A 22,757-nucleotide genomic window follows, 5' to 3' on the forward strand; every position below is an offset into this window, starting at 1 on the left:
TGGGTCGTCTTGTCGATCTCTCTACCTGGCACGCTGGTGGCAAGTTTCACAGATTCCCCAAAATCGGAACTTTTGGCTCCGCCGAATGGTCACTTCTCCATGCAGGATGGATCGAAGGGGCTATCAAAGGTTGGAGATGGACGAAGAAACCGAAAGCGATACAAACAAGAAGGCGAGGCGGATGGACCTGAGCATTGCTCAGGTGGCCGGCAGCGCGCTCGCTGCGGCGGTCGCCGCGTACCTCGCGGGCCGGCTCGGCGTCTACGGAACCATCATCGGCGCGGGTGTGGTCAGTGTCGTGGCCACCACCGGCGGCTCGATATTCCAGCACCTGTTCCGGCGCACCGGTGAACAGCTCAAGGAGGCGACGGTCACCACCCGGCCGAAGCCGCGCCGCTCCTCCGCCACCCGCACTCGATCCACCGCACCGGATGTCCGGCAGGCCGGGCCGACGATGGTGCTGCCGACCTTCGACAAGGAGGGCACGGAGGACAAGGTCACCTCCGTCGCCGCCAGGACGTCCGTGCCCGGCACCGCCCGTACGCAGCTGATCCCGCCGGCCGAGCAGGCTCGCCGGCGCGATCCGGCAGGCGCCCACCCCGCCCCGCAGACCGATGACGCGACGCGGATGCTGCGCACCGCCGGTCCTCATGCGACCCGCGTGGCGGGCGGGGGGACCGGGCCGGGGCGATCCGCCGACCGGACACAACTGGTGCCGCGCCTCGACGAGCGGACCATGGCGCTGGGCCGGGCACCCGCCCGCCCGGCGGGTGTCCCGGCCGCGCGGCATCCGGCCGGCCCGCCCGAGGAGCTCGGCACCACGACGTACGGGACGCGGCTGCGCGGCTGGAAGCGGCCGGCGTTCGGTGCGTTCGCGGTCTTCGCGCTCGCCATGGGCGTCGTCACCGGGACCGAGCTGATCACCGGGCAGACGCCCAGCGGCGCACAGGGCACGACGCTGGGCAACCTCACCCACACCGGGGGAGGGAGCCGCCCGCAGCACCGCTCCCCGCAGTCGCCCGGCTCCGGCCACTCCCCGGACGGTGGCGGCCGGCACGGCAGCGGAGACCGTCCGAGCCCGGATCCGAGCAAATCGGGCGACGTCGGTACCGGTACCGGTACGGACAAGGGCGGCGGCACGCCGTCGCCGGACCCGTCCCGGTCCGACGGCGGCACGACCTCGCCGGATCCCGGCACGCCCTCGACGCCGGACCCGTCCCCGAGCGGTTCCGCCGGTGACGGACACACCGGCTCCGGCGACGGTTCGACCGGGACCGGAGACCAGGGGGACCCCCCGAACGGGCAGCAGTCCGGCGGGCCGGCCCCCGATCCCGGCGCCTCCTCCTGATCCGGCTCCCGATGCGGCTCCCGATCCGGCAAGGGCCGCCCGGACGAGGCGGACCCGCCACGGCTGCGGCCCGGCGCCCACCCCAGGGCGCCGGGCCGTAGCCGTCGTCGGTCAGTCCCCCAGGATCCGCCGCAGATAGGCGTTGGCGAACCGGCGTTCGGGGTCCAGCCGGTCGCGTACCGCGGTGAACTCCCCGAACCGCGGATAGGAGTCGGCAAGGTAGGAGGCGTCGCGGGTGTGCAGCTTCCCCCAGTGCGGGCGCCCGTCGTGTGCCGTCATGATCCGTTCGGCGGCCGCGAAATACGCTCCGTACGGTGTCCCGCGGTACATGTGTACGGCGAGGTACACGGTGTCCCGGCCCGAAGCGGTGGACAGCGGAATGTCGTCGGCGGGCGCGGTCCGCACCTCCACCGGGAAGCTGACCTTGAAGTCCGAGCGCTCCACCAGGACCTTGAGTTCCCCCAGCGCCGCCACCGCGGCCGCGCGGGGCAGCGCGTACTCCATCTCCACGAACCGCACGCGCCGCGGCGAGGTGAACACCTTGTACGGGATGTCCGTGTACGTACGGGCCGACAGGGCGCGGCTGGAGATCTTGGCGATGCCCGGTATGGCGCCCGGGACCGCCCGCCCGACGGTGCAGGCGAGCTGGAAGACCCCGTTGGACAGCAGCTCGTCCTCGATCCAGCCGCTGACCCTCCCGGGCGGCGCCGCCGGACCCTGGCTGCGGTTGTTGCGCTTGGTGTTGCAGCTGCCGGTGTGCGGGAACCAGTAGAACTCGAAGTGTTCGTTCTCGGCGACCAGCTCGTCGAAGCGGTCGGTCACCTCGTCGAAGGCCATCGGCTCCTCACGGGCGGTCAGCAGGAACTCCGGTTCCACGGCGAAGGTCAGTTCGCTGATCACGCCCAGCGCGCCCAGGCCCAGCCGCGCCGCGGCGAAGACCTCAGGGTTCTCCTCGGCGGAACAGGTCAGGACCGAGCCGTCGGCGGTGACCAGTTCCAGGGCGGTGGTCTGGGCGGCGATCGACGCCGAGTCGCGGCCGGTGCCATGGGTGCCGGTGGCGGCCGCCCCGGAGACCGTCTGCTCCATGATGTCGCCCATGTTGGTCAGCGACAGGCCGTGTGCGGCGAGCGTCTCGTTGAGGTGCTTGAGCGGCGTACCGGCCGCCACCGTCACCGTGCCGGCCTCGCGGTCGACGGTGCGGATGCCGGTCAGCCGCTCGGGGCGGATCAACAGCCCGTCGGTGGCCGCCGCCGGGGTGAAGGAGTGGCCGGTGCCGGCGGCCTTGACCGTCAGCCCGTCCGCGGCGGCGGCCCGGACCGCGGCCGTCACCTCCTCGGTGCTCGCCGGGGCCACGCTCCGGGCGGGGCGGGCGGTGACATTGCCCGCCCAGTTGCGCCACGGCCCGGCTGTCGGACCACGCCCTCCCGAGCCGTCGACGGCGTTGCTGACTGCCATGGTGACGTCCCCTCCCTCCGCGCGGGCAGGCCGTGTTGGGCCGCCGTGGGTGTGAGCGCATGATGTCAGTCACCGACGCGCCGTCCAGGTGGGGTGACGGGAATCACAGGGCGGGGGGAGCCGGTCGGCATCGCCAGGCTCCCGGTGATGGCGTACCGCCGGTAACTCGTCGACGGGCGGGCCGGGTTGTTCAGTCGGTCCCCGACCGGCGCCAGGCGAGGCCGGCATCGGCCGGGCTCCCCGGGGACCGGTGCCGGAGAAGGCGTCCCCCGGCTAGGCGACGCTCTCCTCGCCCTTCCGGTCCGTGGCCGGACCACACCGGTCGGGCACTCCCGTCACGGCCGGCCCCGCCACCACAGGCGCGGCCTGCGGGCGCAGCCTGCGGTAGCCCGCCATCGCCACCAGCGCGCCGAGCACGCCCGCCGCTGCCGGCACCAGATAGCCCCGGGAGGCCCCGGCGGCGTCCACCACCCAGCCCGCCGCCGACGCACCCAGCGCGACGCCCACCGCCAAACCGGTGCTGGTCCACGTCATGCCCTCGGTCAGCTTCGCCCGCGGCACATGCTGCTCGACCAGCGCCATCGTGGTCACCATCGTCGGGGCGACGGACAGCCCGGCGACGAACAGGGCGACGGCCAGCAGTGGCAGCGAGCCCACCAACTGCAGCGGCACCATGCTCACGGCCATCACGCAGAGCCCGGCCACCCAGCGGCGGGACGGATGACCCGTCAGGCGCAGCAACCCGAAGACGGCGCCGGCCGCACACGAACCGAGCGCATAGACCGCCAGCACCACACTGGCCGCGGCCTTGTGCCCGACCTCCTCGGCGAATGCCACGGTCACCACATCGATCGCCCCGAAGATGGCGCCGGTGGCCACGAACGTCACCACCAGCACCTGCAGTCCCCGCGAGCGCAGTGCGGACCCCTTGGTGTGCTGTTCCCGCGGATGCGGCACCGGCTCCGTCGCCCGCTGTGCCGTCAGCCAGAAGACACCGGCGGCGAGGAAGGCGGCGGCCAGCAGCGGCCCGGCCTCGGGAAACCACGCGGTGGACAGGCCGATGGACAGGATCGGCCCGAAGATGAAGCACGTTTCGTCGACGATCGACTCCCACGCATACGCGGTGTGCAGCTCGCGCGGGGAGCCCTGGTAGAGCTCCGCCCAGCGTGCCCGGATCATGGAGCCGACGCTCGGCACACACCCCGCACCGGCCGCGAAGACGAACAGCAGCCAGTCCGCCCAGCGCTGCTGCGCGCTCAGCAGCAGTCCGGCGACCGCGGCGATCGACACCAGGGTGGCCGGGCGCAGCACCCGGCTCTGGCCGTGCCGGTCCACCAGCCGGGAGATCTGCGGGCCGAGGACCGCGGCGGACAGCGCGATGGTCGCGGACAACGCGCCGGCCAGGCCGTAGCGGCCGGTCAGCTGGGAGATCATCGTGACGATCCCGATGCCCATCATCGACAACGGCATCCGTCCCAGCAGTCCGGCGGCGGAGAACGATTTCGTGCCGGGACGGCCGAAGATGGCGCGGTAGGGACTGGGCAACGGGGGTGCTCCGCCGGTGAGGACCGAAAAGATCGGTAAGGAATGACAAGGGCCGGTACAGCTTACGGGCGGCGTGCCGTCGGCCGCCTCCGGATTTCCGGCACCGCCCGCCGGACCGGCCGGTCCTCCCGGGTCCGGGACCTGTCCGCCGCACCCGTGGGAAGGGTGGCAGGATCGATGGCATGCCCGAACAGTGCGACCCCCGCCCTTATGACGCCCTGCTGCTGCTGTCCTTCGGCGGTCCCGAAGGCCCCGACGACGTCGTCCCGTTCCTGGAGAACGTCACCCGCGGCCGTGGCATCCCCCGCGAGCGCCTCGAGGAGGTGGGGCAGCACTACTTCCTGTTCGGCGGCGTCAGCCCCATCAACGCCCAGAACCGGGAACTGCTGGACGCACTGCGCAAGGACTTCGCCGAGCACGGCCTGGACCTGCCCGTCTACTGGGGCAACCGCAACTGGGCGCCCTACCTGACCGACACGCTGCGCACCATGGTCCACGACGGTCACCGCCGTATCGCCGTCCTGGCGACCAGCGCCTACGCGTCGTACTCGGGCTGCCGGCAGTACCGCGAGAACCTCGCCGACGCCCTCGCCGCCCTGCAGGCCGAGGGCCTGGAGCCGCCCCGGGTCGACAAGCTGCGGCACTACTTCAACCACCCCGGCTTCGTCCGGCCGATGGTCGACGGCGTGCTCGCGTCCCTCGCCGCCCTGCCCCAGGAGGTGCGGGACGGCGCCCATCTCGCTTTCACCACGCACTCCATCCCCACCGCCGCGGCCGACACCTCCGGCACCCCCGCCGACCACACACAGGACGGCGCGGGCGGGGCCTATGTCGCCCAGCACCTGGACGTGGCACGGGTGATCGCCGACGCCGTCCGGGCGGAGACCGGTGTGGACCACCCCTGGCGGCTCGTCTACCAGTCCCGCAGCGGAGCCCCGCACATCCCCTGGCTGGAGCCGGACATCTGCGATCACCTGGAGGAGCGGCACGCCGCGGGCGTGGGGGCCGTCGTGATGGCCCCCATCGGGTTCGTCTCCGACCACATGGAGGTCAAGTACGACCTCGACACCGAAGCGACCGCCAAGGCCGCCGCACTCGGACTGCCGGTCGCCAGGTCGGCCACCGTGGGCGCCGACCCGCGGTTCGCCGCGGCCGTCCGCGACCTCCTCCTGGAGCGTGCGGCCACCGAACGGGGCCGCATCCCGGAGCGCTGCGCCCTGGGCGCCCTCGGCGCCGGTCACGACCTGTGCCCCGTCGGCTGCTGCCCCGCCCGCGCACCGCGCCCGGCCGCCGCCGGCGCCGACTGGCGGGGCCCGGCCGCCCAAGCCCCCGCATAAGCCCTACGCCTACGCCCAGCCCCGATTACCGCTCGTCCGAGCAAGGAGCATCGTGCCCGACCCGCTGCACCCCGACGCCCCGCAGACCGACCCGGCGCAGAGCGACGCGCTGTACGACGAACTTCTCGACCTGGCCCTGGAGGCCGCCCGCCGCGCGGGGACGCTGCTGCGCGACGGCCGGCCCGCCGACCTCGGTGTGGCCGCCACCAAGTCCAGCCCCATCGACGTCGTCACCGAGATGGATCTCGCCTCCGAGAAGCTGATCACCGGTTTCCTGGGGGAGCACCGCCCCGACGACGGCTTCCTGGGGGAGGAGGGCGCCAGCACCGACGGCACCAGCGGCATCCGCTGGGTCATCGACCCCGTCGACGGCACCGTGAACTACCTCTACGGGCTGCCGGCCTGGTCGGTGTCCATCGCGGCGGAGAAGGACGGCGAGGTGGTCGTCGGGGTCGTCGCCGCCCCGATGCGCGGCGAGACCTACCAGGCCGTCGTGGGCCGTGGCGCGTTCAACAACGGCGAGCGCATCCGCCACCGGCCCGCCCCACCGCTCTCCCAGGCGCTCGTCGGCACCGGTTTCGGCTACCTCACCGAGCGCCGGGCCGGCCAGGCGGAGGTGGTGCGCACGCTGCTGCCGCAGGTCCGCGACATCCGGCGCGGCGGTTCGGCCGCGATCGACCTGTGCGATGTGGCCTGCGGCAGGCTCGACGCCTACTACGAGCGCGGTCTGAACCCCTGGGACCTGGCGGCCGGCGCCCTGATCGCCCGCGAGGCCGGCGCGCTCACCGGCGGCCGCCCCGGCCGGCCGGCTTCCCACGAGCTGACCGTCGCCGCCTCCCCGGCCCTCTTCGAGCGTCTGCAGCCGCTCCTGGACGAGCTCGGGGCCTGGCACGACTGACCCCGGACCCGCGTCCGGGCACGACAGCGCCCCGGCACCATCCCTGGATGCCGGGGCGCTGTCGTCGTGCGCCGGGGAGCGGTCAGGCGTTGCTGACGGCTCCGTACCGCACGCCGTGCTCGGTCGCGAGTCGCTGCAGGTCCTCGAGTTCTGCCTGCTCGACCTCGGCGAGGAAGTCATCGCCCGCAGCGCGGGCCCGGTCCAGATCAGCTTCGGTGTTCTCTATGCGCTGCAAAATGCCTGCGGTGAACGCGTCCATGTGCGCCCCCTCGTCGTGGGTCGGTGGGCACGGGGGTGTGCCGACGGGCGGTTCGATCACGGCGTGGTCCCTGCGATGGATCAGTTCAAGGCAAGTAGCCGAAATAAACAGGGCGTGATCGCGGGTGTGCAGTCGTCCTCCCCACCCCCCACCTCAGGGAAACCTCAACCCGCTCGGGAATCCTGTCCGTCGGGCCCCGCGCCCGGGGCCCTCCACCCCTCCGCACCCCTCTTACCGCCGGTTTATGGCTCTTCGGGGCAGGATGGAAGAGCTCTGAAGACATTGTTGTACCTGCCCGAAAGGGCCCTGAGGAAGGACTAGCGACGTGCGTGTTCTCGTCGTCGAGGACGAGCAGCTGCTCGCCGATGCGGTGGCCACCGGACTACGCCGGGAGGCCATGGCGGTCGACGTGGTCTACGACGGCGCTGCCGCCCTGGAACGGATCGCGGTCAACGACTACGACGTCGTCGTGCTGGACCGTGACCTTCCGGTCGTCCACGGCGACGATGTCTGCCGCAAGATCGTCGAGCTGGGGATGCCCACCCGGGTCCTGATGCTCACCGCCTCCGGCGACGTCAGCGACCGCGTCGAGGGCCTGGAGATCGGCGCGGACGACTACCTTCCCAAGCCCTTCGCCTTCACCGAGCTGACCGCCCGGGTCCGCGCGCTCGGGCGCCGTACGACCGTCGCGCTGCCGCCCGTCCTGGAGCGGGCCGGCATCAAGCTCGACCCCAATCGACGCGAGGTCTTCCGCGACGGCAAGGAGGTCCAGCTCGCCCCGAAGGAGTTTGCGGTGCTGGAGGTCCTGATGCGCAGCGAGGGCACGGTCGTCTCGGCGGAGCAGCTCCTGGAGAAGGCCTGGGACGAGAACACCGACCCGTTCACCAACGTCGTGCGGGTCACGGTCATGACGCTGCGCCGCAAGCTCGGCGAGCCCGCGGTGATCGTCACGGTCCCCGGCTCGGGATACCGGATCTGACCGGCGATGCCTTCCCTGCCCTCGTTCTCCAAGGCGGCCAACCCGCCGCCGCCCGTTCCGCCCAAGCCGACCTGGGACCCCAGGCCGGTCGATGTCCGTCCGTTCCCGTGGCTGCGGCCCACGATCCGGATACGGCTGACGCTGCTGTACGGCGGCATGTTCCTGATGGCCGGGATCGTGCTGCTGACGATCATCTACATGCTGGCCGCGGACGCGCTGCACGACGGCAGTGCGCTGCCGCTGAAGATCCTCGGCGGGAAGTTCCAGTCGACCAGTGACATCTGCGACCTGCCCACCGAGACGTCCGGGCAGCTGCTCCAGCAGGCCGTCGAACAGTGCCTGCAGCACCAGCGTGCGGTGGCCCTCAACAGCCTCCTCAACCGCTCCCTGCTGGCTCTGCTGGGGCTGACGGTCGTGGCGTTCGCTTTCGGTTATGCGATGGCGGGGCGGGTGCTGTCGCCGTTGGGGCGGATTACGCGGACTGCTCAGCGGGTGGCGGGTTCGGATCTGCACCGGCGGATCGAGCTGGGTGGTCCCGATGACGAGCTGAAGGAGCTTGCGGACACCTTTGACGAGATGCTGGACCGGCTGGACCGGGCGTTCGAGTCGCAGCGGCGGTTCGTGTCGAATGCCTCGCACGAGTTGCGGACGCCGTTGGCGATCAACCGTACGTTGCTGGAGGTCCAGCTGGCGGATCCGGAGGCGTCGCCGGAGTTGGCGCAGCTGGGCAAGACGCTGCTGGCGACCAATGAGCGCAGTGAGCAGCTGGTGGAGGGGCTGTTGTTGCTGGCGCGCAGTGAGAACAAGGTCGTGGACAAGAAGCCGGTGGATCTGTCGGAGGTGGCGTCGCAGGCGGTGGACCAGGCCCGTGGGGAGGCGCAGGCCAAGGGGGTGGAGCTGCGTGGGGTGCGGCAGCAGGTGTTCGTGCAGGGCAACGGGGTGCTGCTGGAGCGGATCGCGCTGAATCTGGTGCAGAACGCGGTGCGCTACAACGTGCCGGAGGAGGGCTGGGTCGAGGTCACCACGGAGCCGCAGCCGGGCTGTGCGGTGCTGGTGGTGTCCAATACGGGGCCGGTGGTCCCCGCCTACGAGGTGGAGAACCTCTTCGAGCCGTTCCGGCGGCTGCGCACCGAGCGCACGGGCAGCGACAAGGGCGTCGGCCTGGGGCTGTCCATCGTGCGCTCGGTCGTCCGCGCGCACGACGGCACCATCACGGCCCAGCCCCGCGAGAACGGCGGCCTGGTCATGCGGGTCATGCTGCCGCTCTGACGCAGGCCACAGGGGGGTTGTACGCCCGCTGGAGCCGCTGGGCACCCCCCTGGGTAGTCGTCGGACATCTGTGCGTACGATCGCCCGTCTCACGGCCGCACACCGCCTCGCCTGCCGGTTTGACGGCAAGGGGGGTCGGCGTGGATCCTTCGCCGAGTTCGCTTTGCGCGGAATTGAACCGGTCCGCTCACCGGTCTGTGCGTGTGTGATGCCTCACAGGCGCGAATTTCCGGCCATCTACGCTCCGTGATCGAAAAGCCTGTCGGAATGCCGGGGAAGTCCGGGTTTCCGGGGGGTGAGATCACGGGAAGTAGAGGTGATGGGCTGCGCGAGGTGCGACATTCGGACCGTGTACGGTCCTGATCGCCATCCAAACCGATCACCTCTTCAGGGGTGCGGTTGGGTGTCGATTGAGTAACAGACCTTGATGTGAGGCAAAATCTCCGCCTCAGGTCGGGCACAAGTCCGGCCTCTCACGCGTTACGAGCGCTGAGACACCGCAGACACCCAGAGGGGGAGAGCGAAAATGGCTACGGATTACGACACCCCACGCAAGACCGACGACGACCTCAACGAGGACAGCATTGAAGAGCTGAAGTCGCGGCGGAACGACAAGTCCGCCTCGGCCGTCGACGTCGACGAGTTCGAGCAGGCCGAGGGCCTGGAGCTGCCCGGCGCGGACCTGTCCAACGAAGAACTGGCCGTGCGCGTGCTGCCCAAGCAGCAGGACGAGTTCACGTGCATGAGCTGCTTCCTGGTCCACCACCGCAGCCAGCTCGCCGCGGAGGACAAGAACGGACAGCCGATCTGCCGCGACTGCGCGGCCTGAGTCCGGTCTACGCCGTGGCAGGCGTGAACCCGTTCCGCAAGGGCTCCAAGGGCGTCAAAGGCTCGGCGGCCGGCGCACGATCACGCGAGGAAACCGCGCCCGTGCCCGCCGACCCGACCGCCCTCCCCGCGGAACGGACGACCGGTCCACTGCAGTGGGGGCACCTCCCGCTCGAGCGAAGCCGAGAGCGGGGGAGAGGTCGCACGGCCTCGCTCGCGGCCATGGTCGGCCGTGGCGCCGGAAGAACCGGCGGCAGGGTGCGGGCAGGGCTTGCCGTGATCGCCGACCGGATCATCGATACCGCCCCGCGGATCCCGGTCCGTGACCTCGCCACCCTGCGCGCCCAGTTCCCCGGACTGACCCCCGAGGACCTGGCCGACAAGCTTGTCGCGGGCGCCCGTACGGCCACCGGGGCCGTCGGAGCGGGCGTCGGCGCGGCAGCGATGCTGCCCGTACCGCCCGCCATGCCGGCCGAGCTGGCCGCCGAGGTCACCGGTGTCGCCTCGGTCGAGATCAAGCTGATCGCCGAGTTGCACGAGGTCTACGGCCTGCGGCCCGCCGGGAATTTCCGGCAGCGCGGCATGGCCTATCTGACGTCCTGGACCGAGGAGCGGGGCGTCGACCTCACCAAACCGGCGTCGCTGAACGTCGCCCTCGGTGTGCAGATGAGACGTGAGCTGCGCCAGCAGATCATGAAGCGCACGCTGCGCAACCTCCCCAACCTCACCCCGTTCATGATCGGCGCTTCCGTCGGCGCGTTCATGAACCGCAGGGACACCAGAAAACTTGCGGAAAAAATCCGTAAGGACCTGCGCACGAAGCAGGTCCCCTGGGACGCCCTTCCCCACTCCGCGCAGGCCACCCCCACGGGCGGCGAACGGGCCGGAGAAACCCCGCCCCCGCCGGGCGGGTGACCCCGCACACCCCGGCGGCCGGTCAGGCCCGTCCGGCCGCCAGCGCCGCCACCAGGCGCTCCGGAGCCCGCGTCGAGAGATAGGCGTACGGCGTCGGGTCCTGCGGATCGGTGATCTCCACCCGCACCGCGGTACGGATATAGCTGCGCAGCAGCATGAACGCGCGGGCGTCGGCCTTGTGCGTGCGCCACGCCAGCGCCTCGTCGGCGTCCAGTGCCCGCGCCTCGCCCAGCGCCGTCACCGGGATCTTCGCGTCGCCGGCGATCAGGGACCCGCCCACCACCCGGATCCGTGCCGAGCCGTACGAGCTCACCGCCACCGCGGACAGTGCCGCTCCGCCGATCAGTCCGCCGAGCATCCACAGCGTCCCCAGGGGGAGCAGCATCAGGGCGCAGGCGACGCCGATCAGCGCGGCGATCACCCACCAGGACCGGGGCGCGGTGAGGCGTTCTTCGTACGGCTGCATGGCTCCAGCTTGGCACGGCGGCGCGGGCCCGTTATGCGCGCGGGTAGGGTCTCCCCTCGTGAGTGGAACTGACCAACCCAGGGCGCGGCTGACGCCACCGGCGGACGCCGTCGCTCCGGTCCGGCATGCCGACGCGCCGGCCCCCGGAGAACTCCTCGGCGCGCACTACGACCGGTGCTTCGGCTGCGGCACGGGCCAGCCGCACGGCCTGCATCTGGAGGCGCGGGCCGGCGACGGCGTGAGCGTGTCCGCCGAGTTCACCGTCAAGGAGGCCCACCAGGGGGCGCCGGGTCTGGCACACGGCGGGGTGCTGGCCACCGCGCTGGACGAGACCCTCGGCTCGCTGAACTGGCTGCTGCGGGTGATCGCGGTGACCGGCCGGCTGGAGACCGACTTCGTACGGCCGGTGCCGCTGGGCACGGTGCTGCACCTGGACGCGCGGGTCACCGCGGTGCACGGGCGCAAGATCTACTCGACGGCCGTGGGGCGCATAGGCGGTCCGGACGGCCCCGTCGCGGTGCGCGCCGAGGCCGTCTTCATCGAGGTGAAGGTCGACCACTTCATCGACAACGGCAGGACCGAGGAGATCCAGGCGGCGATGTCCGACCCGGACCAGGTCAAGCGAGCGCGTGCCTTCGAGGTGAACCCATGAGTCAGGGACGGAATCCGGTGGACGTACTGCTGCGGCGGCTGGACCCGGACGTGCCCGTTCCGTCGTACGGGCATCCCGGCGACGCGGGCGTGGATCTGGTGACCACCGAGGCCGCCGAGCTGGCGCCGGGGGAGCGCACCGTGCTGCCCACCGGGGTGTCGATCGCCCTGCCCGACGGGTATGCGGCCTTTGTGCACCCGCGGTCCGGACTGGCCGCGCGCTGCGGCCTGGCGCTGGTGAATGCCCCCGGGACGGTGGATGCCGGGTACCGTGGAGAGATCAAGGTGATCGTGGTCAATCTGGACCCGCGCGAGAGCGTGCGGTTCGAGAGGTTCGACCGGATCGCCCAACTGGTCGTCCAGCAGGTCGAGAAGGTGCGCTTCCACGAGGTGGCGGAACTTCCCGGCTCGGCGCGGGCCGAGGGGGGATTCGGTTCCACCGGCGGTCATGCGGCGGTGGGCGGCTCCACGGGCGGGAATGAATACGCATCGGTCGGTGCCGACCGGGAAGGACAGTGACGTGTTCGGACGTCGCAAGAAGAACGAGGCTCCTGAAGAGTCGGTCGAGGACACCACGCTCGACGAGCACGCGGTGAGCGACGCCGACGAGGACGAGACGCCGCAGCAGCGGCTCAATCTTCCGCCCGCGCCGCGCCCCGACGGTCCCTGGGACGCGTCGGAGGTCTCCGAGCCCGGCGAGGGCCGGGTGGATCTCGGCGGGCTGTTCGTGCCGGGTGTCGAGGGCATGGAGCTCCGGGTGGAGGTCGCCGGTGACGCCATCGTCGCCGCGACCGTGGTGCTGCAGGACAGCGCCGTACAGCTGCAGGCCTTCGCCGCCCCCAAGAACGAGGGCATCTGGGGCGAGGTCCGCGAGGAGATCGCCGCCGGCATCACCCAGCAGGGCGGCGTCATCGACGAGGTCGAGGGCCCGCTGGGCTGGGAGCTGCGTGCCCAGGTACCCGTACAGCTGCCGGACGGCACGAACGGTGTGCAGGTCGTGCGCTTCATCGGTGTCGACGGCCCCCGGTGGTTCCTGCGCGGTGTGATCTCCGGCCAGGGCGCGGTGCAGCCGCAGGCCGCCGGCGTGCTGGAACACATCTTCCGGGACACCGTCATCATCCGCGGCGAAGGCCCGATGGCCCCTCGCGATCCGATCGTCCTGAAGCTGCCGGACGACGCCCAGATGGTGCCGGACGGTGTGCAGCAGGACCAGGTCGAGCAGTCGCGTTTCGGCGGTGGTGTGGAGCGTCTGGAGCGTGGACCGGAGATCACCGAGATCCGCTGAGCACACGGCGCGGTGAAGCGGCGCGAACGCGTCCGCATCCCGGCCGGATAACGACGGTCGCAAGGGCCCGGGCCCCCTTTGAGGGGGCCCGGGCCCTTGTCGTTTGTGCAGGTCAGATCCAGACGCGTATGAAATCCGTCAACGGAGCGCTAATGGCCGTAAGGGAGGCGTCAACAGCGTTCAAGCCGCGTCGGAAGGACGCTTTGCTTTGGGGGTCCTCATCTCCCCATCCATCTAGGAGCACACGATGGCCGACGTGGCCTTCGTCGTCGTCACGGTCGCGGTCTTCGCGCTGGTGGCTCTCGTCGCCAAGGGGGTGACGAAGCTGTGACCATCGAGAACATCGTCGGCCTGATCGTTGCCGTCGCCCTGCTGGGATACCTGGTCCTCGCCCTCGTCTTCCCGGAGAGGTTCTGAGCACTAGATGAGCCCCGTTCTTGCAGGCGTGCTCCAGCTGATAGCGCTCACCGCGGCGCTCGCCCTGGCGTACCGCCCCCTCGGCGACTACATGGCCGCCGTCTACAGCTCCCCCAAGCACCTCCGCATCGAGAAGATCATCTACCGTTGCATCGGCGCCAATGCGGACGCCGAGATGCGCTGGCCGGCCTACCTGCGCGGCGTCCTGGCGTTCTCCGCGGTGGGCGTGCTCTTCCTCTACCTGCTCCAGCGCATCCAGGGCGGTATGCCGCTCTCCCTCGGCTTCGCCTCGATCAGCCCGGACCAGGCGTTCAACACCGCGGCGTCCTTCGTCGCCAACACCAACTGGCAGTCCTACAGCGGCGAGCAGGCCATGGGCCACGTCGTGCAGACGGTCGGCCTCGCGGTACAGAACTTCGTCTCCGCCGCCACCGGCATGGCCGTCGCCATCGCCCTGGTCCGCGGTTTCTCCCTGCCCCGAGTTCTCGGCTCCGCTCGAGCGGGGGGTACCCCCATCCGCACCGGCGACCTCGGCAACTTCTGGGCCGACCTGGTCCGCGGCACCGTGCGGGTGCTCGTCCCGATCGCGATCATCGGTGCCGTCATTCTGGTCGCCTGCGGCGCCATCCAGAACTTCTCCGGCATCCACGAGGTCGGCCAGTTCATGGGCGGCTCCCAGCAGACCAACGGCGGCGCGGTGGCCTCCCAGGAGGTCATCAAGGAGCTGGGCACCAACGGGGGCGGCTACTTCAACGGCAACTCCGCCCACCCCTTCGAGAACCCCGACGCCTTCACCAACCTCTTCGAGATCTTCCTGATCCTCGTCATCCCGTTCGCGCTGACCCGCACCTTCGGCAAGCTCGTCGGGAACGTGAAGCAGGGGTACGCGATCCTCGCCACGATGGGCATCATCTGGCTGGGCTTCACCGCGCTGATGATGTGGACCGAGTTCGCCCACGGCGGCCCGGCGCTGCAGGCCGCGGGCGCCGCCATGGAAGGCAAGGAGACCCGCTTCGGGATCGGCGGCTCCTCGATCTTCTCGGTGGCCACCACCCTCACCTCCACCGGAGCGGTGGATTCCTTCCACTCCTCCTTCACCGCATTCGGCGGCGGCATCCAGCTGCTCGGCATGATGCTCGGTGAGATCGCGCCCGGTGGCGTGGGCTCCGGCCTCTACGGCATGCTCGTCATGGCGATCATCGCGGTGTTCATCGCCGGTCTGATGGTGGGCCGTACACCCGAGTACCTGGGCAAGAAGATCGGCACCCGCGAGATCAAGCTCGCCGCCTGCTACATCCTCATCACCCCGACGCTGGTGCTCGGCTTCACCGCCGTCTCGATGGTGCTGCCGGACGCGCTGGGCTCGATGCTCAACACCAAGGCGCTGGGCGCCGGTTCGCACGGCTTCTCCGAGGTCCTCTACGCCTTCACCTCCGGCGCCAACAACAACGGTTCGGCCTTCGGCGGCCTGAACGCCAACACGCCCTGGTACAACACCACGATCGGGCTGGCGATGCTGCTCGGCCGCTTCCTGCCGATGGTGTTCGTGCTCGCCCTGGCCGGTTCGCTCGCCGAGCAGAAGCCGGTCCCGGAAACCGCGGGCACCCTCCGTACCGAAAAGCCGCTCTTCGCCGGGCTGCTCGTCGGCACGATCCTGATCATCACCGGTCTGACCTACTTCCCGGCGCTGGCCCTCGGCCCGCTGGCGGAGGGATTGTCATGACCGCCTCTGTGAAACAAGAGGAGCCCGGCTCCATGTCCACCGCCACTCCGACTCGCGCCCCGCACCAGGACGTCCCCAGCGGGCACAAGCCCGGCGACGGCCGCGTGGGCGGCGGTCTCTTCGACCCCAAGCAGCTGGTCAAGTCCTTCCCGGACGCGATACGCAAGCTCGACCCGCGGGTGATGGTCAAGTCCCCCGTGATGTTCGTGGTCGAGGTCGGCTCCGTGCTGACCACGATCTTCGCCTGCACGGCCCCCTCGGACTGGTTCGGCTGGGCGATCGCCGCCTGGCTGTGGCTGACCGTCATCTTCGCCAACCTGGCGGAGGCGGTCGCCGAGGGCCGCGGCAAGGCGCAGGCCGACACCCTGCGCAAGGCCAAGACGGACACCGTCGCGCGCCGGCTGAACGGCACCACCGAGGAGCAGGTCCCCGGCACCGAACTGCGCATCGGCGACCTGGTCGTCTGCGAGGCAGGCGACATCATCCCCGGTGACGGCGATGTGGTCGAAGGCGTGGCCTCCGTCGACGAGTCCGCCATCACGGGCGAATCGGCCCCGGTGATCCGCGAGTCCGGCGGTGACCGCTCGGCCGTCACCGGCGGGACGAAGGTGCTCTCCGACCGCATCGTCATCAAGATCACGACGAAGCCAGGCGAGACCTTCATCGACCGGATGATCAACCTTGTCGAGGGCGCCGCACGGCAGAAGACCCCCAACGAGATCGCGCTCAACATCCTGCTCGCCTCGCTCACCATCGTCTTCCTGCTGGCGGTCGTCACCCTCCAGCCCTTCGCGATCTATGCGGGCGCCGAGCAGACCATGATCGTCCTGCTGGCACTGCTGGTCTGTCTCATCCCGACGACGATCGGTGCCCTGCTCTCGGCCATCGGCATCGCGGGTATGGACCGGCTCGTGCAGCGCAACGTCCTGGCCATGTCCGGCCGCGCCGTCGAAGCCGCGGGCGATGTATCGACATTGCTGCTCGACAAGACCGGCACCATCACCCTCGGCAACCGCCAGGCCGCCGAGTTCGTGCCCGTACACGGCACCACCGAGCCCGAGGTCGCGGACGCCGCCCAGCTGTCCTCGCTGGCCGACGAGACCCCTGAGGGTCGCTCCATCGTCGTGCTCGCCAAGGAGAAGTACGGGCTGCGCGAGCGCCACCAGGGCGAGTTGACGGACGCCGAGTGGGTCCCGTTCACCGCGCAGACCCGGATGTCCGGTGTGGACGTCGACGGACGCAAGATCCGCAAGGGCGCTTCCGGTTCGGTCATCGCCTGGGTCCAGGAACGCGGCGGCACCGTCGCCGACGACGCCCAGCAGCTCACCGACGCCATCTCGCAGGCCGGTGGTACCCCGCTGCTGGTCGCCCTGGAGGACGAGAGCGGACCGCGGGTCCTGGGGGTCATCCACCTCAAGGACGTCGTCAAGGACGGCATGCGCGAACGCTTCGTCGAGCTGCGCAAGATGGGCATCAAGACCGTCATGATCACGGGTGACAACCCGCTGACGGCCAAGGCGATCGCCGACGAGGCGGGGGTGGACGACTTCCTCGCGGAGGCCACGCCCGAGGACAAGATGGCGCTCATCAAGCGGGAGCAGGCCGGCGGCAAGCTGGTCGCGATGACGGGCGACGGTACGAATGACGCCCCGGCCCTCGCCCAGGCGGACGTCGGCGTGGCCATGAACACCGGCACCTCGGCCGCCAAGGAGGCCGGGAACATGGTGGACCTGGACTCCAATCCGACCAAGCTCATCGAGATCGTCGAGATCGGCAAGCAGTTGCTGATCACCCGGGGCGCACTGACGACCTTCTCGATCGCCAACGACGTCGCGAAGTACTTCGCGATCATCCCGGCGATGTTCGCGGTGGCCTACCCCGGCCTGGACACCCTCAACATCATGCGGCTGTCCAGCCCCCAGTCCGCGATCCTCTCGGCGATCATCTTCAACGCGCTGATCATCGTCGCGCTGGTGCCACTCGCCCTCAAGGGCGTGCAGTACCGGCCGGTCAGCGCCGACCGGATGCTGCGCCGCAACCTCACCGTCTACGGACTGGGCGGTCTGATCGCACCGTTCATCGGCATCAAGCTCATCGACCTGCTCCTCACTCTCCTCCCCGGAATCGGGTGACCGCCGTGAACAACTCCGTACGCAACACCGCCCGGTTGATCGGGGCAGGCCTGCGTGCCCTGCTCGTACTGACCGTGGTCTGCGGGGTCGTCTACCCGCTGGTGGTCACCGGGGTGGCGCAGGCGGCGTTCCCCGGCAAGGCCAACGGTTCCGAGGTGAGCCACCAGGGCAAGGTGGTCGGCTCGTCGCTGCTCGGCCAGCGCTACGACATGGGCAAGGACAAGAACGGCAATCCGGTCCCGGACCTGAAGTTCTTCCAGCCGCGCCCCTCGGCGGGGCTGGGCAGCAACAGGGCCAACGGGGTGAACACCCAGTACGACCTCCAGGTCTCCGGCGCCTCCAACCTGGGCGCCACCAACACCGACCTCGTCAAGGCGGTGAAGGAGCGCAAGCAGTGGGTCTCCGAGACCTACGGGGTCCCCGAGTCGAAGGTCCCGGCGGACGCCGTCACCTCGTCGGGCTCCGGACTCGACCCGGACATCTCGCCCGCGTACGCCCGGCTGCAGGCGGACCGGGTCGCCAAGGAGAACCAGCTGCCCCGCGACACGGTGCGTCAGTTGGTCACGCGCCACACCGACGCCCGCATCCTCGGCTTCATGGGGGAACCGCGGGTGAACGTACTGGAGTTGAACATCGGGCTCAAGGACCTGGTGCAGGGCCGGGCCAAGGGCTGAGCGCACAGGCGCACGAGCGGCCCCTGAAGGAGTGCTCTCCTCCAGGGGCCGTTTCGACCCCGACCACGGCTCTACCGACGAACGCGAGGACGTCCTCGCCGCCTTCACCCAGCTGCCGGCCTGGTAGCTCACCCGTGAGAGCGAGTACGTGGACAAGGCGATCCAGATGACGTGGCGCGACCGGGTGGGGTGGAGTCGGGGTGGGGTCGGGGCCGGCCGGGCGAGGAGACTCTCGCCCGGCCGGCCCTTCGCCTCACCAGACATCGCGCCTCACCAGACATCGCCCTCGCGCCAGTCGCAGGCGAGGTCGGTGTCGAGGCTGAGGGGGGTGGCCGGGGTGGGGAGGACGTAGATGCAGCCGTCCTCGTCGGCGGTGCGCTGGATGCCGTCCGGGGTCAGCGCCCAGGACCGGCCGCGCCACAGCTGCCAGCCACGGGCGGCGTAGAAGGACGCGGCCTCGTCGGCGGCGCCGAGCGCGCCGAGATCGTAGCCCCTGCGGATGACCTGCTCCAGGGCGTCCATCATGGCCGCGCCGTGTCCGCGCCCGCGCCGGTCCGCGCGGACGCCGACGCCCTCCACATAGCCGCAGCGCAGTGCCCTGCCACCGTGCAGCAGACGTCGCTGGACCACGGACGCGTGCCCGATCAGTGCGCCGTCTTCGTGGACCAGGGCATGCAGACCGCCGAGCGAGTGTTCCCAGTCCTCCGCGGTCATGTCGTCGAAGACGTCGTAGAGGAGGGTGCGGGCCGCCTTCAGGGTGGCGGGGTCCAGGTCGGCGGTGTGGGCGATACGGACGTCGGTCCTGCGGGGCGTCGTCGGCTGTGCCTCGGTCATGTGGGTCATCGTCGCAGCCGGCCGGTGGCCCGGCGATGGCATTTTTCCGGCCATGCATCACCTCTCCCCCGCCGTCCGTCCTGTCGGTGAGGTGTCAGGGAAGGGAGCGGGGCGATGACCCACGAGCGCGGCCGCTGTCATCGAGGTGGCCCAGCCACCCGCCCCCGGGACGGGCCCCGGACCGGTTGCGCCACCCGAAAGCCCCGCCCACCCCGTGAATTCCAGCCGCCCGCTCCTCCCTTACCCGGTATCAGAGTCGCGTCAAGACCGGCCGCCAAGTCGCCGACTGCACCTTTTGTCCGCTTGCCCGGTCGGTAGGGTCGCAGCAGGTTCAGCCCGGTGGGGGCGGCTTTCACGTAAGACAATGGGGCCATGGCACGCGGCAAGCTACGGATATATCTCGGCGCGGCACCGGGCGTCGGCAAGACGTACGCGATGCTGTCCGAGGCGCACCGGCGCGTGGAGCGGGGCACGGACGTCGTCGTGGCGTTCGTGGAGCATCACGGCAGGCCCCGCACGGAGGTCATGCTGCACGGGCTGGAGCAGGTGCAGCGCCGGGAGCTGGAGTACCGCGGCGCGGTTTTCACCGAAATGGACGTGGACGCGGTCCTGGAACGCGGTCCGGCCGTGGCGCTGGTCGACGAGCTGGCCCACACCAACGTCCCCGGCTCGCGCCACGGCAAGCGCTGGCAGGACATCGAGGAGCTGTTGGAAGCCGGGATCGATGTGATCTCGACGGTCAACATCCAGCACCTGGAGTCACTCGGGGATGTCGTCGAGTCCATAACGGGTGTGCGCCAGCGCGAGACCGTGCCGGACGAGATCGTCCGCAGGGCCGACCAGATCGAGCTTGTCGACATGTCGCCCCAGGCGATCCGCCGTCGTATGGCGCACGGCAACATCTACCAGTCCGACAAGGTGGACGCCGCCCTGTCCAACTACTTCCGCCCGGGCAACCTCACCGCGCTGCGCGAGCTGGCGCTGCTGTGGGTCGCCGACCGGGTGGACGAGTATCTCCAGGAGTACCGGGCGGAGCATTCGATCCGCTCGACCTGGCAGGCACGCGAGCGCATCGTCGTCGGTCTGACCGGTGGGCCGGAGGGCCGCACGCTGATCCGCCGCGCGGCGCGGATGGCGGCCAAGGGGTCGGGCAGCGAGGTGCTCGCCGTCTACATCGCCCGCAGCGACGGGCTGACCTCGGCCTCGCCCAAGGAACTCGCCGTCCAGCGGACGCTGGTGGAGGACTTGGGCGGCACGTTTCATCACGTCATCGGGGACGACATACCCAGTGCGCTGCTGGAGTTCGCGCGCGGGGTCAACGCCACCCAGATCGTGCTGGGCTCCAGCCGCCGCAAGGCCTGGCAGTACATCTTCGGACCCGGGGTGGGGGCGACCGTCGCCCGCGAATCCGGGCCCGATCTCGATGTGCACATCGTCACCCACGACGAGGTCGCCAAGGGCCGGGGGCTGCCGGTGGCGCGCGGTGCGCGGCTGGGGCGCGCCCGGATCATCGCCGGCTGGCTCGTCGGCGTCGCCGGCCCGGCCCTGCTTTCGCTGCTGCTCACCGGTATGGCGAACGGCCCCGGGCTGGCCAACGACGTCCTGCTCTTCCTCTTCCTGACGGTCGTCGCCGCGCTGCTCGGCGGGCAGCTGCCGGCCCTGGCCTCGGCCGCGGTCGGCTCGCTCCTGCTGAACTTCTACTTCACGCCGCCCACCCACACCCTCACGGTCAGCGATCCCAAGAACATCGTTGCCATCGTGATCTTCTTCGCGGTGGCCGTCTCGGTCGCCTCCGTGGTGGATCTCGCCGCCCGCCGCACCCACCAGGCGGCCCGGCTGCGCGCCGAGTCCGAGATCCTCTCGTTCCTCGCGGGCAGTGTGCTGCGCGGGGAGACGACCCTGGACGCCCTGCTGGAGCGGGTACGGGAGACCTTCGGCATGGAGACGGTGGCGCTGCTGGAGCGGGCCGGCGACGTCGAGCCGTGGACCTGTGCGGGCCGGGCCGGAAGCGACCACGGCAAGCCGCTCCTGCGCCCCGAGGACGCCGATGTCGACATGCCCGTGGGCGACCACATGGCGCTGGCGCTGACCGGCCGGGTGCTGCCGGCGGAGGACCGCCGGGTGCTGGCCGCGTTCGCCGCCCAGGCCGCCGTCGTACTGGACCGGCAGCGGCTGGTGGGCGAGGCGGAGCGGGCCCGGGAGCTGGCCGAGGGCAACCGCATCAGGACGGCGCTGCTGGCCGCGGTCAGCCACGATCTGCGGACCCCGCTGGCGAGCATCAAGGCCTCGGTCACCTCGCTGCGCTCCGACGACGTCGCCTGGTCCGAGGAGGACGAGGCGGAGCTGCTGGCCGGCATCGAGGCGGGCGCCGACCGGCTGGACCACCTGGTCGGCAACCTCCTGGACATGTCCCGGCTGCAGACCGGCACGGTCACCCCGTTGATCCGCGAGACCGACCTCGACGAGGTGGTGCCGATGGCGCTCGGTGGCGTCCCGGAGGGCAGCGTCACCCTCGATATCCCCGAGGAGCTGCCGATCGTCGCCATCGACCCGGGGCTGCTGGAGCGCGCGGTGGCCAATCTCGTCGAGAACGCCGTGAAATACAGCCCGGACGGTGCGGTGGTGCTGGTCTCGGCCAGTGCGCTCGGGGACCGGGTGGAGCTGCGGATCGCCGACCGCGGCCCCGGGGTGCCGGACAGCGCCAAGGACCGGATCTTCGAGCCCTTCCAGCGCTACGGTGACGCTCCGCGCGGTGCCGGCGTGGGTCTCGGACTGGCCGTGGCGCGCGGTTTCGCGGAGGCGATGGGCGGCACGCTCGCCGCCGAGGACACCCCTGGAGGCGGGATGACGATGGTCCTCACGCTCCGGGCCGCGTCCGGCCGGCCGCCGGCCAGACCCGACCTTCCGGCCCAGGCCACGACGTGAGCCGGGCCGCACGGATCACCCTCACCACACACCCGGCGGGCCCGTCCCGCCGGCCGACGACACCACGAGGAGAACGCCAGTGAACCGGGTGCTTGTGGTCGATGACGAGCCGCAGATCGTCCGCGCCCTCGTGATCAACCTGAAGGCGCGCAAATACGAGGTCGACGCCGCCCCCGACGGGGTCACCGCGCTCAAACTCGCGGCCGCCCGCCATCCCGATGTCATCGTCCTCGACCTCGGTCTGCCCGACATGGACGGCGTCGAGGTGATCAAGGGGCTGCGGGGCTGGACGCGGGTGCCGATCCTGGTGCTCTCCGCGCGGCAGACCTCCGACGAGAAGGTGGAGGCGCTGGACGCCGGCGCGGACGACTACGTCACCAAGCCGTTCGGCATGGACGAGCTGCTGGCCCGGCTGCGGGCGGCGGTGCGCAGGGCCGAGCCGACCGGACCGGCCGACGACGAGGTGATCGTGGAGACGGAAGGTTTCTCCGTCGACCTCGCCGCGAAGAAGGTCAACCGCGGCGGCCGGGACATCCGGCTGACCCCCACCGAGTGGCATCTGCTGGAGGTCCTGGTCCGCAACGCCGGCCGGTTGGTCAGCCAGAAGCAGCTGCTCCAGGAGGTCTGGGGGCCCTCGTACGGCACCGAGACCAACTACCTGCGGGTGTACATGGCCCAGCTCCGCCGCAAGCTGGAGAGCGATCCCTCGCACCCGAAGCACTTCATCACGGAGCCGGGGATGGGGTACCGCTTCGAGCAGTGAGGCGGCGGGTGCGTGACCGGGATCCGGCACCCGCGCCGGGGTGCGGCTTTGTGA

The 22,757-nt window shown here is 70.7% G+C and carries 21 protein-coding genes; 16 read left to right on the forward strand and 5 right to left on the reverse strand.

The window, feature by feature from the left end:
- Positions 1-181 precede the first annotated feature (181 nt).
- The gene (locus ACF088_RS32310) at positions 182-1,348 is read left to right on the forward strand and encodes a hypothetical protein (RefSeq protein WP_392379426.1); all 1,167 of its coding nucleotides are present in this window, start codon (positions 182-184) and stop codon (positions 1,346-1,348) included.
- A gap of 111 nt (positions 1,349-1,459) precedes the next feature.
- On the opposite strand, the gene ACF088_RS32315 is transcribed toward ACF088_RS32310, so the two are convergent.
- Positions 1,460-2,803, reverse strand: coding sequence for a D-arabinono-1,4-lactone oxidase (locus ACF088_RS32315; protein ID WP_392379427.1), 1,344 nt, complete (start codon positions 2,801-2,803; stop codon positions 1,460-1,462).
- Between the two features lie 273 nt (positions 2,804-3,076).
- Positions 3,077-4,348: an MFS transporter gene (locus ACF088_RS32320; protein ID WP_392379428.1), complete on the reverse strand. Its 1,272-nt coding sequence runs from the start codon at positions 4,346-4,348 to the stop codon at positions 3,077-3,079.
- A gap of 182 nt (positions 4,349-4,530) precedes the next feature.
- Here ACF088_RS32320 and ACF088_RS32325 point away from each other — a divergent pair, with 182 nt between their 5' ends.
- Positions 4,531-5,685, forward strand: a complete 1,155-nt coding sequence (locus ACF088_RS32325; protein WP_392379429.1) for a ferrochelatase — start codon at positions 4,531-4,533, stop codon at positions 5,683-5,685.
- Positions 5,686-5,737: 52 nt separating this feature from the next.
- Positions 5,738-6,583, forward strand: coding sequence for an inositol monophosphatase family protein (locus ACF088_RS32330; protein ID WP_392379430.1), 846 nt, complete (start codon positions 5,738-5,740; stop codon positions 6,581-6,583).
- 82 nt (positions 6,584-6,665) lie between these two features.
- Here ACF088_RS32330 and ACF088_RS32335 read toward each other — a convergent pair whose 3' ends face one another.
- Positions 6,666-6,842: a hypothetical protein gene (locus ACF088_RS32335; protein WP_006602631.1), complete on the reverse strand. Its 177-nt coding sequence runs from the start codon at positions 6,840-6,842 to the stop codon at positions 6,666-6,668.
- Between the two features lie 325 nt (positions 6,843-7,167).
- Between ACF088_RS32335 and ACF088_RS32340 the strand changes: the two genes are divergently transcribed.
- The 4 genes from ACF088_RS32340 (at position 7,168) to ACF088_RS32355 (ending at position 10,833) form a co-directional block, all read left to right on the forward strand.
- Entirely contained in the window at positions 7,168-7,821 is a 654-nt protein-coding gene (locus tag ACF088_RS32340; protein ID WP_006602630.1) for a response regulator transcription factor, read from the forward strand.
- Between the two features lie 6 nt (positions 7,822-7,827).
- Positions 7,828-9,090: a sensor histidine kinase gene (locus ACF088_RS32345; RefSeq protein ID WP_392379431.1), complete on the forward strand. Its 1,263-nt coding sequence runs from the start codon at positions 7,828-7,830 to the stop codon at positions 9,088-9,090.
- 526 nt (positions 9,091-9,616) lie between these two features.
- Positions 9,617-9,919 carry a DUF4193 domain-containing protein gene (locus tag ACF088_RS32350; RefSeq protein WP_003982531.1) on the forward strand — a complete coding sequence of 101 codons (303 nt, stop codon included), beginning with the start codon at positions 9,617-9,619 and terminating at the stop codon, positions 9,917-9,919.
- A 101-nt stretch (positions 9,920-10,020) separates the two neighbouring features.
- Entirely contained in the window at positions 10,021-10,833 is an 813-nt protein-coding gene (locus tag ACF088_RS32355) for a hypothetical protein (RefSeq protein WP_392379461.1), read from the forward strand.
- A gap of 22 nt (positions 10,834-10,855) precedes the next feature.
- On the opposite strand, the gene ACF088_RS32360 is transcribed toward ACF088_RS32355, so the two are convergent.
- Entirely contained in the window at positions 10,856-11,299 is a 444-nt protein-coding gene (locus tag ACF088_RS32360; protein ID WP_392379432.1) for a DUF3093 domain-containing protein, read from the reverse strand.
- A gap of 58 nt (positions 11,300-11,357) precedes the next feature.
- On the opposite strand from ACF088_RS32360, the gene ACF088_RS32365 reads away from it, so the two are divergent.
- The 7 genes from ACF088_RS32365 to kdpC all read left to right on the forward strand — a co-directional run bounded on the left by ACF088_RS32365 (position 11,358) and on the right by kdpC (position 18,181).
- Positions 11,358-11,951: a PaaI family thioesterase gene (locus tag ACF088_RS32365; protein ID WP_392379433.1), complete on the forward strand. Its 594-nt coding sequence runs from the start codon at positions 11,358-11,360 to the stop codon at positions 11,949-11,951.
- Positions 11,948-12,469 (forward strand): dUTP diphosphatase, encoded by a 522-nt coding sequence (gene dut / locus ACF088_RS32370; protein ID WP_392379434.1) that lies wholly within the window; start codon positions 11,948-11,950, stop codon positions 12,467-12,469. Before ACF088_RS32365 ends, dut begins: the two co-directional genes overlap by 4 nt.
- 1 nt (position 12,470) lies before the next feature.
- The gene (locus ACF088_RS32375; protein WP_392379435.1) at positions 12,471-13,235 is read left to right on the forward strand and encodes a DUF3710 domain-containing protein; all 765 of its coding nucleotides are present in this window, start codon (positions 12,471-12,473) and stop codon (positions 13,233-13,235) included.
- Positions 13,236-13,562: 327 nt separating this feature from the next.
- Positions 13,563-13,652 carry a K(+)-transporting ATPase subunit F gene (gene kdpF, locus ACF088_RS32380; protein ID WP_016575741.1) on the forward strand — a complete coding sequence of 30 codons (90 nt, stop codon included), beginning with the start codon at positions 13,563-13,565 and terminating at the stop codon, positions 13,650-13,652.
- A gap of 7 nt (positions 13,653-13,659) precedes the next feature.
- Positions 13,660-15,375, forward strand: a complete 1,716-nt coding sequence (gene kdpA, locus ACF088_RS32385; RefSeq protein ID WP_392379436.1) for a potassium-transporting ATPase subunit KdpA — start codon at positions 13,660-13,662, stop codon at positions 15,373-15,375.
- A 32-nt stretch (positions 15,376-15,407) separates the two neighbouring features.
- On the forward strand, positions 15,408-17,507 hold the full coding sequence (kdpB, locus tag ACF088_RS32390) for a potassium-transporting ATPase subunit KdpB (RefSeq protein WP_392379437.1): 2,100 nt from the start codon (positions 15,408-15,410) through the stop codon (positions 17,505-17,507).
- Entirely contained in the window at positions 17,504-18,181 is a 678-nt protein-coding gene (gene kdpC / locus ACF088_RS32395; protein ID WP_392379438.1) for a potassium-transporting ATPase subunit KdpC, read from the forward strand. The genes kdpB and kdpC overlap by 4 nt, the downstream gene beginning before the upstream one ends.
- Before the next feature lie 270 nt (positions 18,182-18,451).
- Here kdpC and ACF088_RS32400 read toward each other — a convergent pair whose 3' ends face one another.
- Positions 18,452-19,024, reverse strand: coding sequence for a GNAT family N-acetyltransferase (locus tag ACF088_RS32400; RefSeq protein ID WP_392379439.1), 573 nt, complete (start codon positions 19,022-19,024; stop codon positions 18,452-18,454).
- A gap of 363 nt (positions 19,025-19,387) precedes the next feature.
- Between ACF088_RS32400 and ACF088_RS32405 the strand changes: the two genes are divergently transcribed.
- Entirely contained in the window at positions 19,388-21,940 is a 2,553-nt protein-coding gene (locus tag ACF088_RS32405; RefSeq protein ID WP_392379440.1) for an ATP-binding protein, read from the forward strand.
- Between the two features lie 79 nt (positions 21,941-22,019).
- Positions 22,020-22,703 (forward strand): response regulator, encoded by a 684-nt coding sequence (locus ACF088_RS32410; protein WP_392379441.1) that lies wholly within the window; start codon positions 22,020-22,022, stop codon positions 22,701-22,703.
- Positions 22,704-22,757: the final 54 nt, after the last annotated feature.

This window comes from Streptomyces sp. NPDC015125, assembly GCF_043080045.1.
Lineage (GTDB): Bacteria > Actinomycetota > Actinomycetes > Streptomycetales > Streptomycetaceae > Streptomyces.

Bases quoted from the DNA above. Each gene is read 5' to 3' on its own strand.
- ACF088_RS32405 (WP_392379440.1), top strand. From the start codon at position 19,388: ATGGCACGCGGCAAGCTACGGATATATCTCGGCGCGGCACCGGGCGTC.
- ACF088_RS32335 (WP_006602631.1), bottom strand. From the start codon at position 6,842: ATGGACGCGTTCACCGCAGGCATTTTGCAGCGCATAGAGAACACCGAA.
- ACF088_RS32345 (WP_392379431.1), top strand. From the start codon at position 7,828: ATGCCTTCCCTGCCCTCGTTCTCCAAGGCGGCCAACCCGCCGCCGCCC.
- dut (WP_392379434.1), top strand. From the start codon at position 11,948: ATGAGTCAGGGACGGAATCCGGTGGACGTACTGCTGCGGCGGCTGGAC.
- ACF088_RS32360 (WP_392379432.1), bottom strand. From the start codon at position 11,299: ATGCAGCCGTACGAAGAACGCCTCACCGCGCCCCGGTCCTGGTGGGTG.
- ACF088_RS32315 (WP_392379427.1), bottom strand. From the start codon at position 2,803: ATGGCAGTCAGCAACGCCGTCGACGGCTCGGGAGGGCGTGGTCCGACA.
- ACF088_RS32310 (WP_392379426.1), top strand. From the start codon at position 182: ATGGACCTGAGCATTGCTCAGGTGGCCGGCAGCGCGCTCGCTGCGGCG.
- ACF088_RS32325 (WP_392379429.1), top strand. From the start codon at position 4,531: ATGCCCGAACAGTGCGACCCCCGCCCTTATGACGCCCTGCTGCTGCTG.
- ACF088_RS32350 (WP_003982531.1), top strand. From the start codon at position 9,617: ATGGCTACGGATTACGACACCCCACGCAAGACCGACGACGACCTCAAC.
- kdpA (WP_392379436.1), top strand. From the start codon at position 13,660: ATGAGCCCCGTTCTTGCAGGCGTGCTCCAGCTGATAGCGCTCACCGCG.
- ACF088_RS32400 (WP_392379439.1), bottom strand. From the start codon at position 19,024: ATGACCCACATGACCGAGGCACAGCCGACGACGCCCCGCAGGACCGAC.
- kdpB (WP_392379437.1), top strand. From the start codon at position 15,408: ATGTCCACCGCCACTCCGACTCGCGCCCCGCACCAGGACGTCCCCAGC.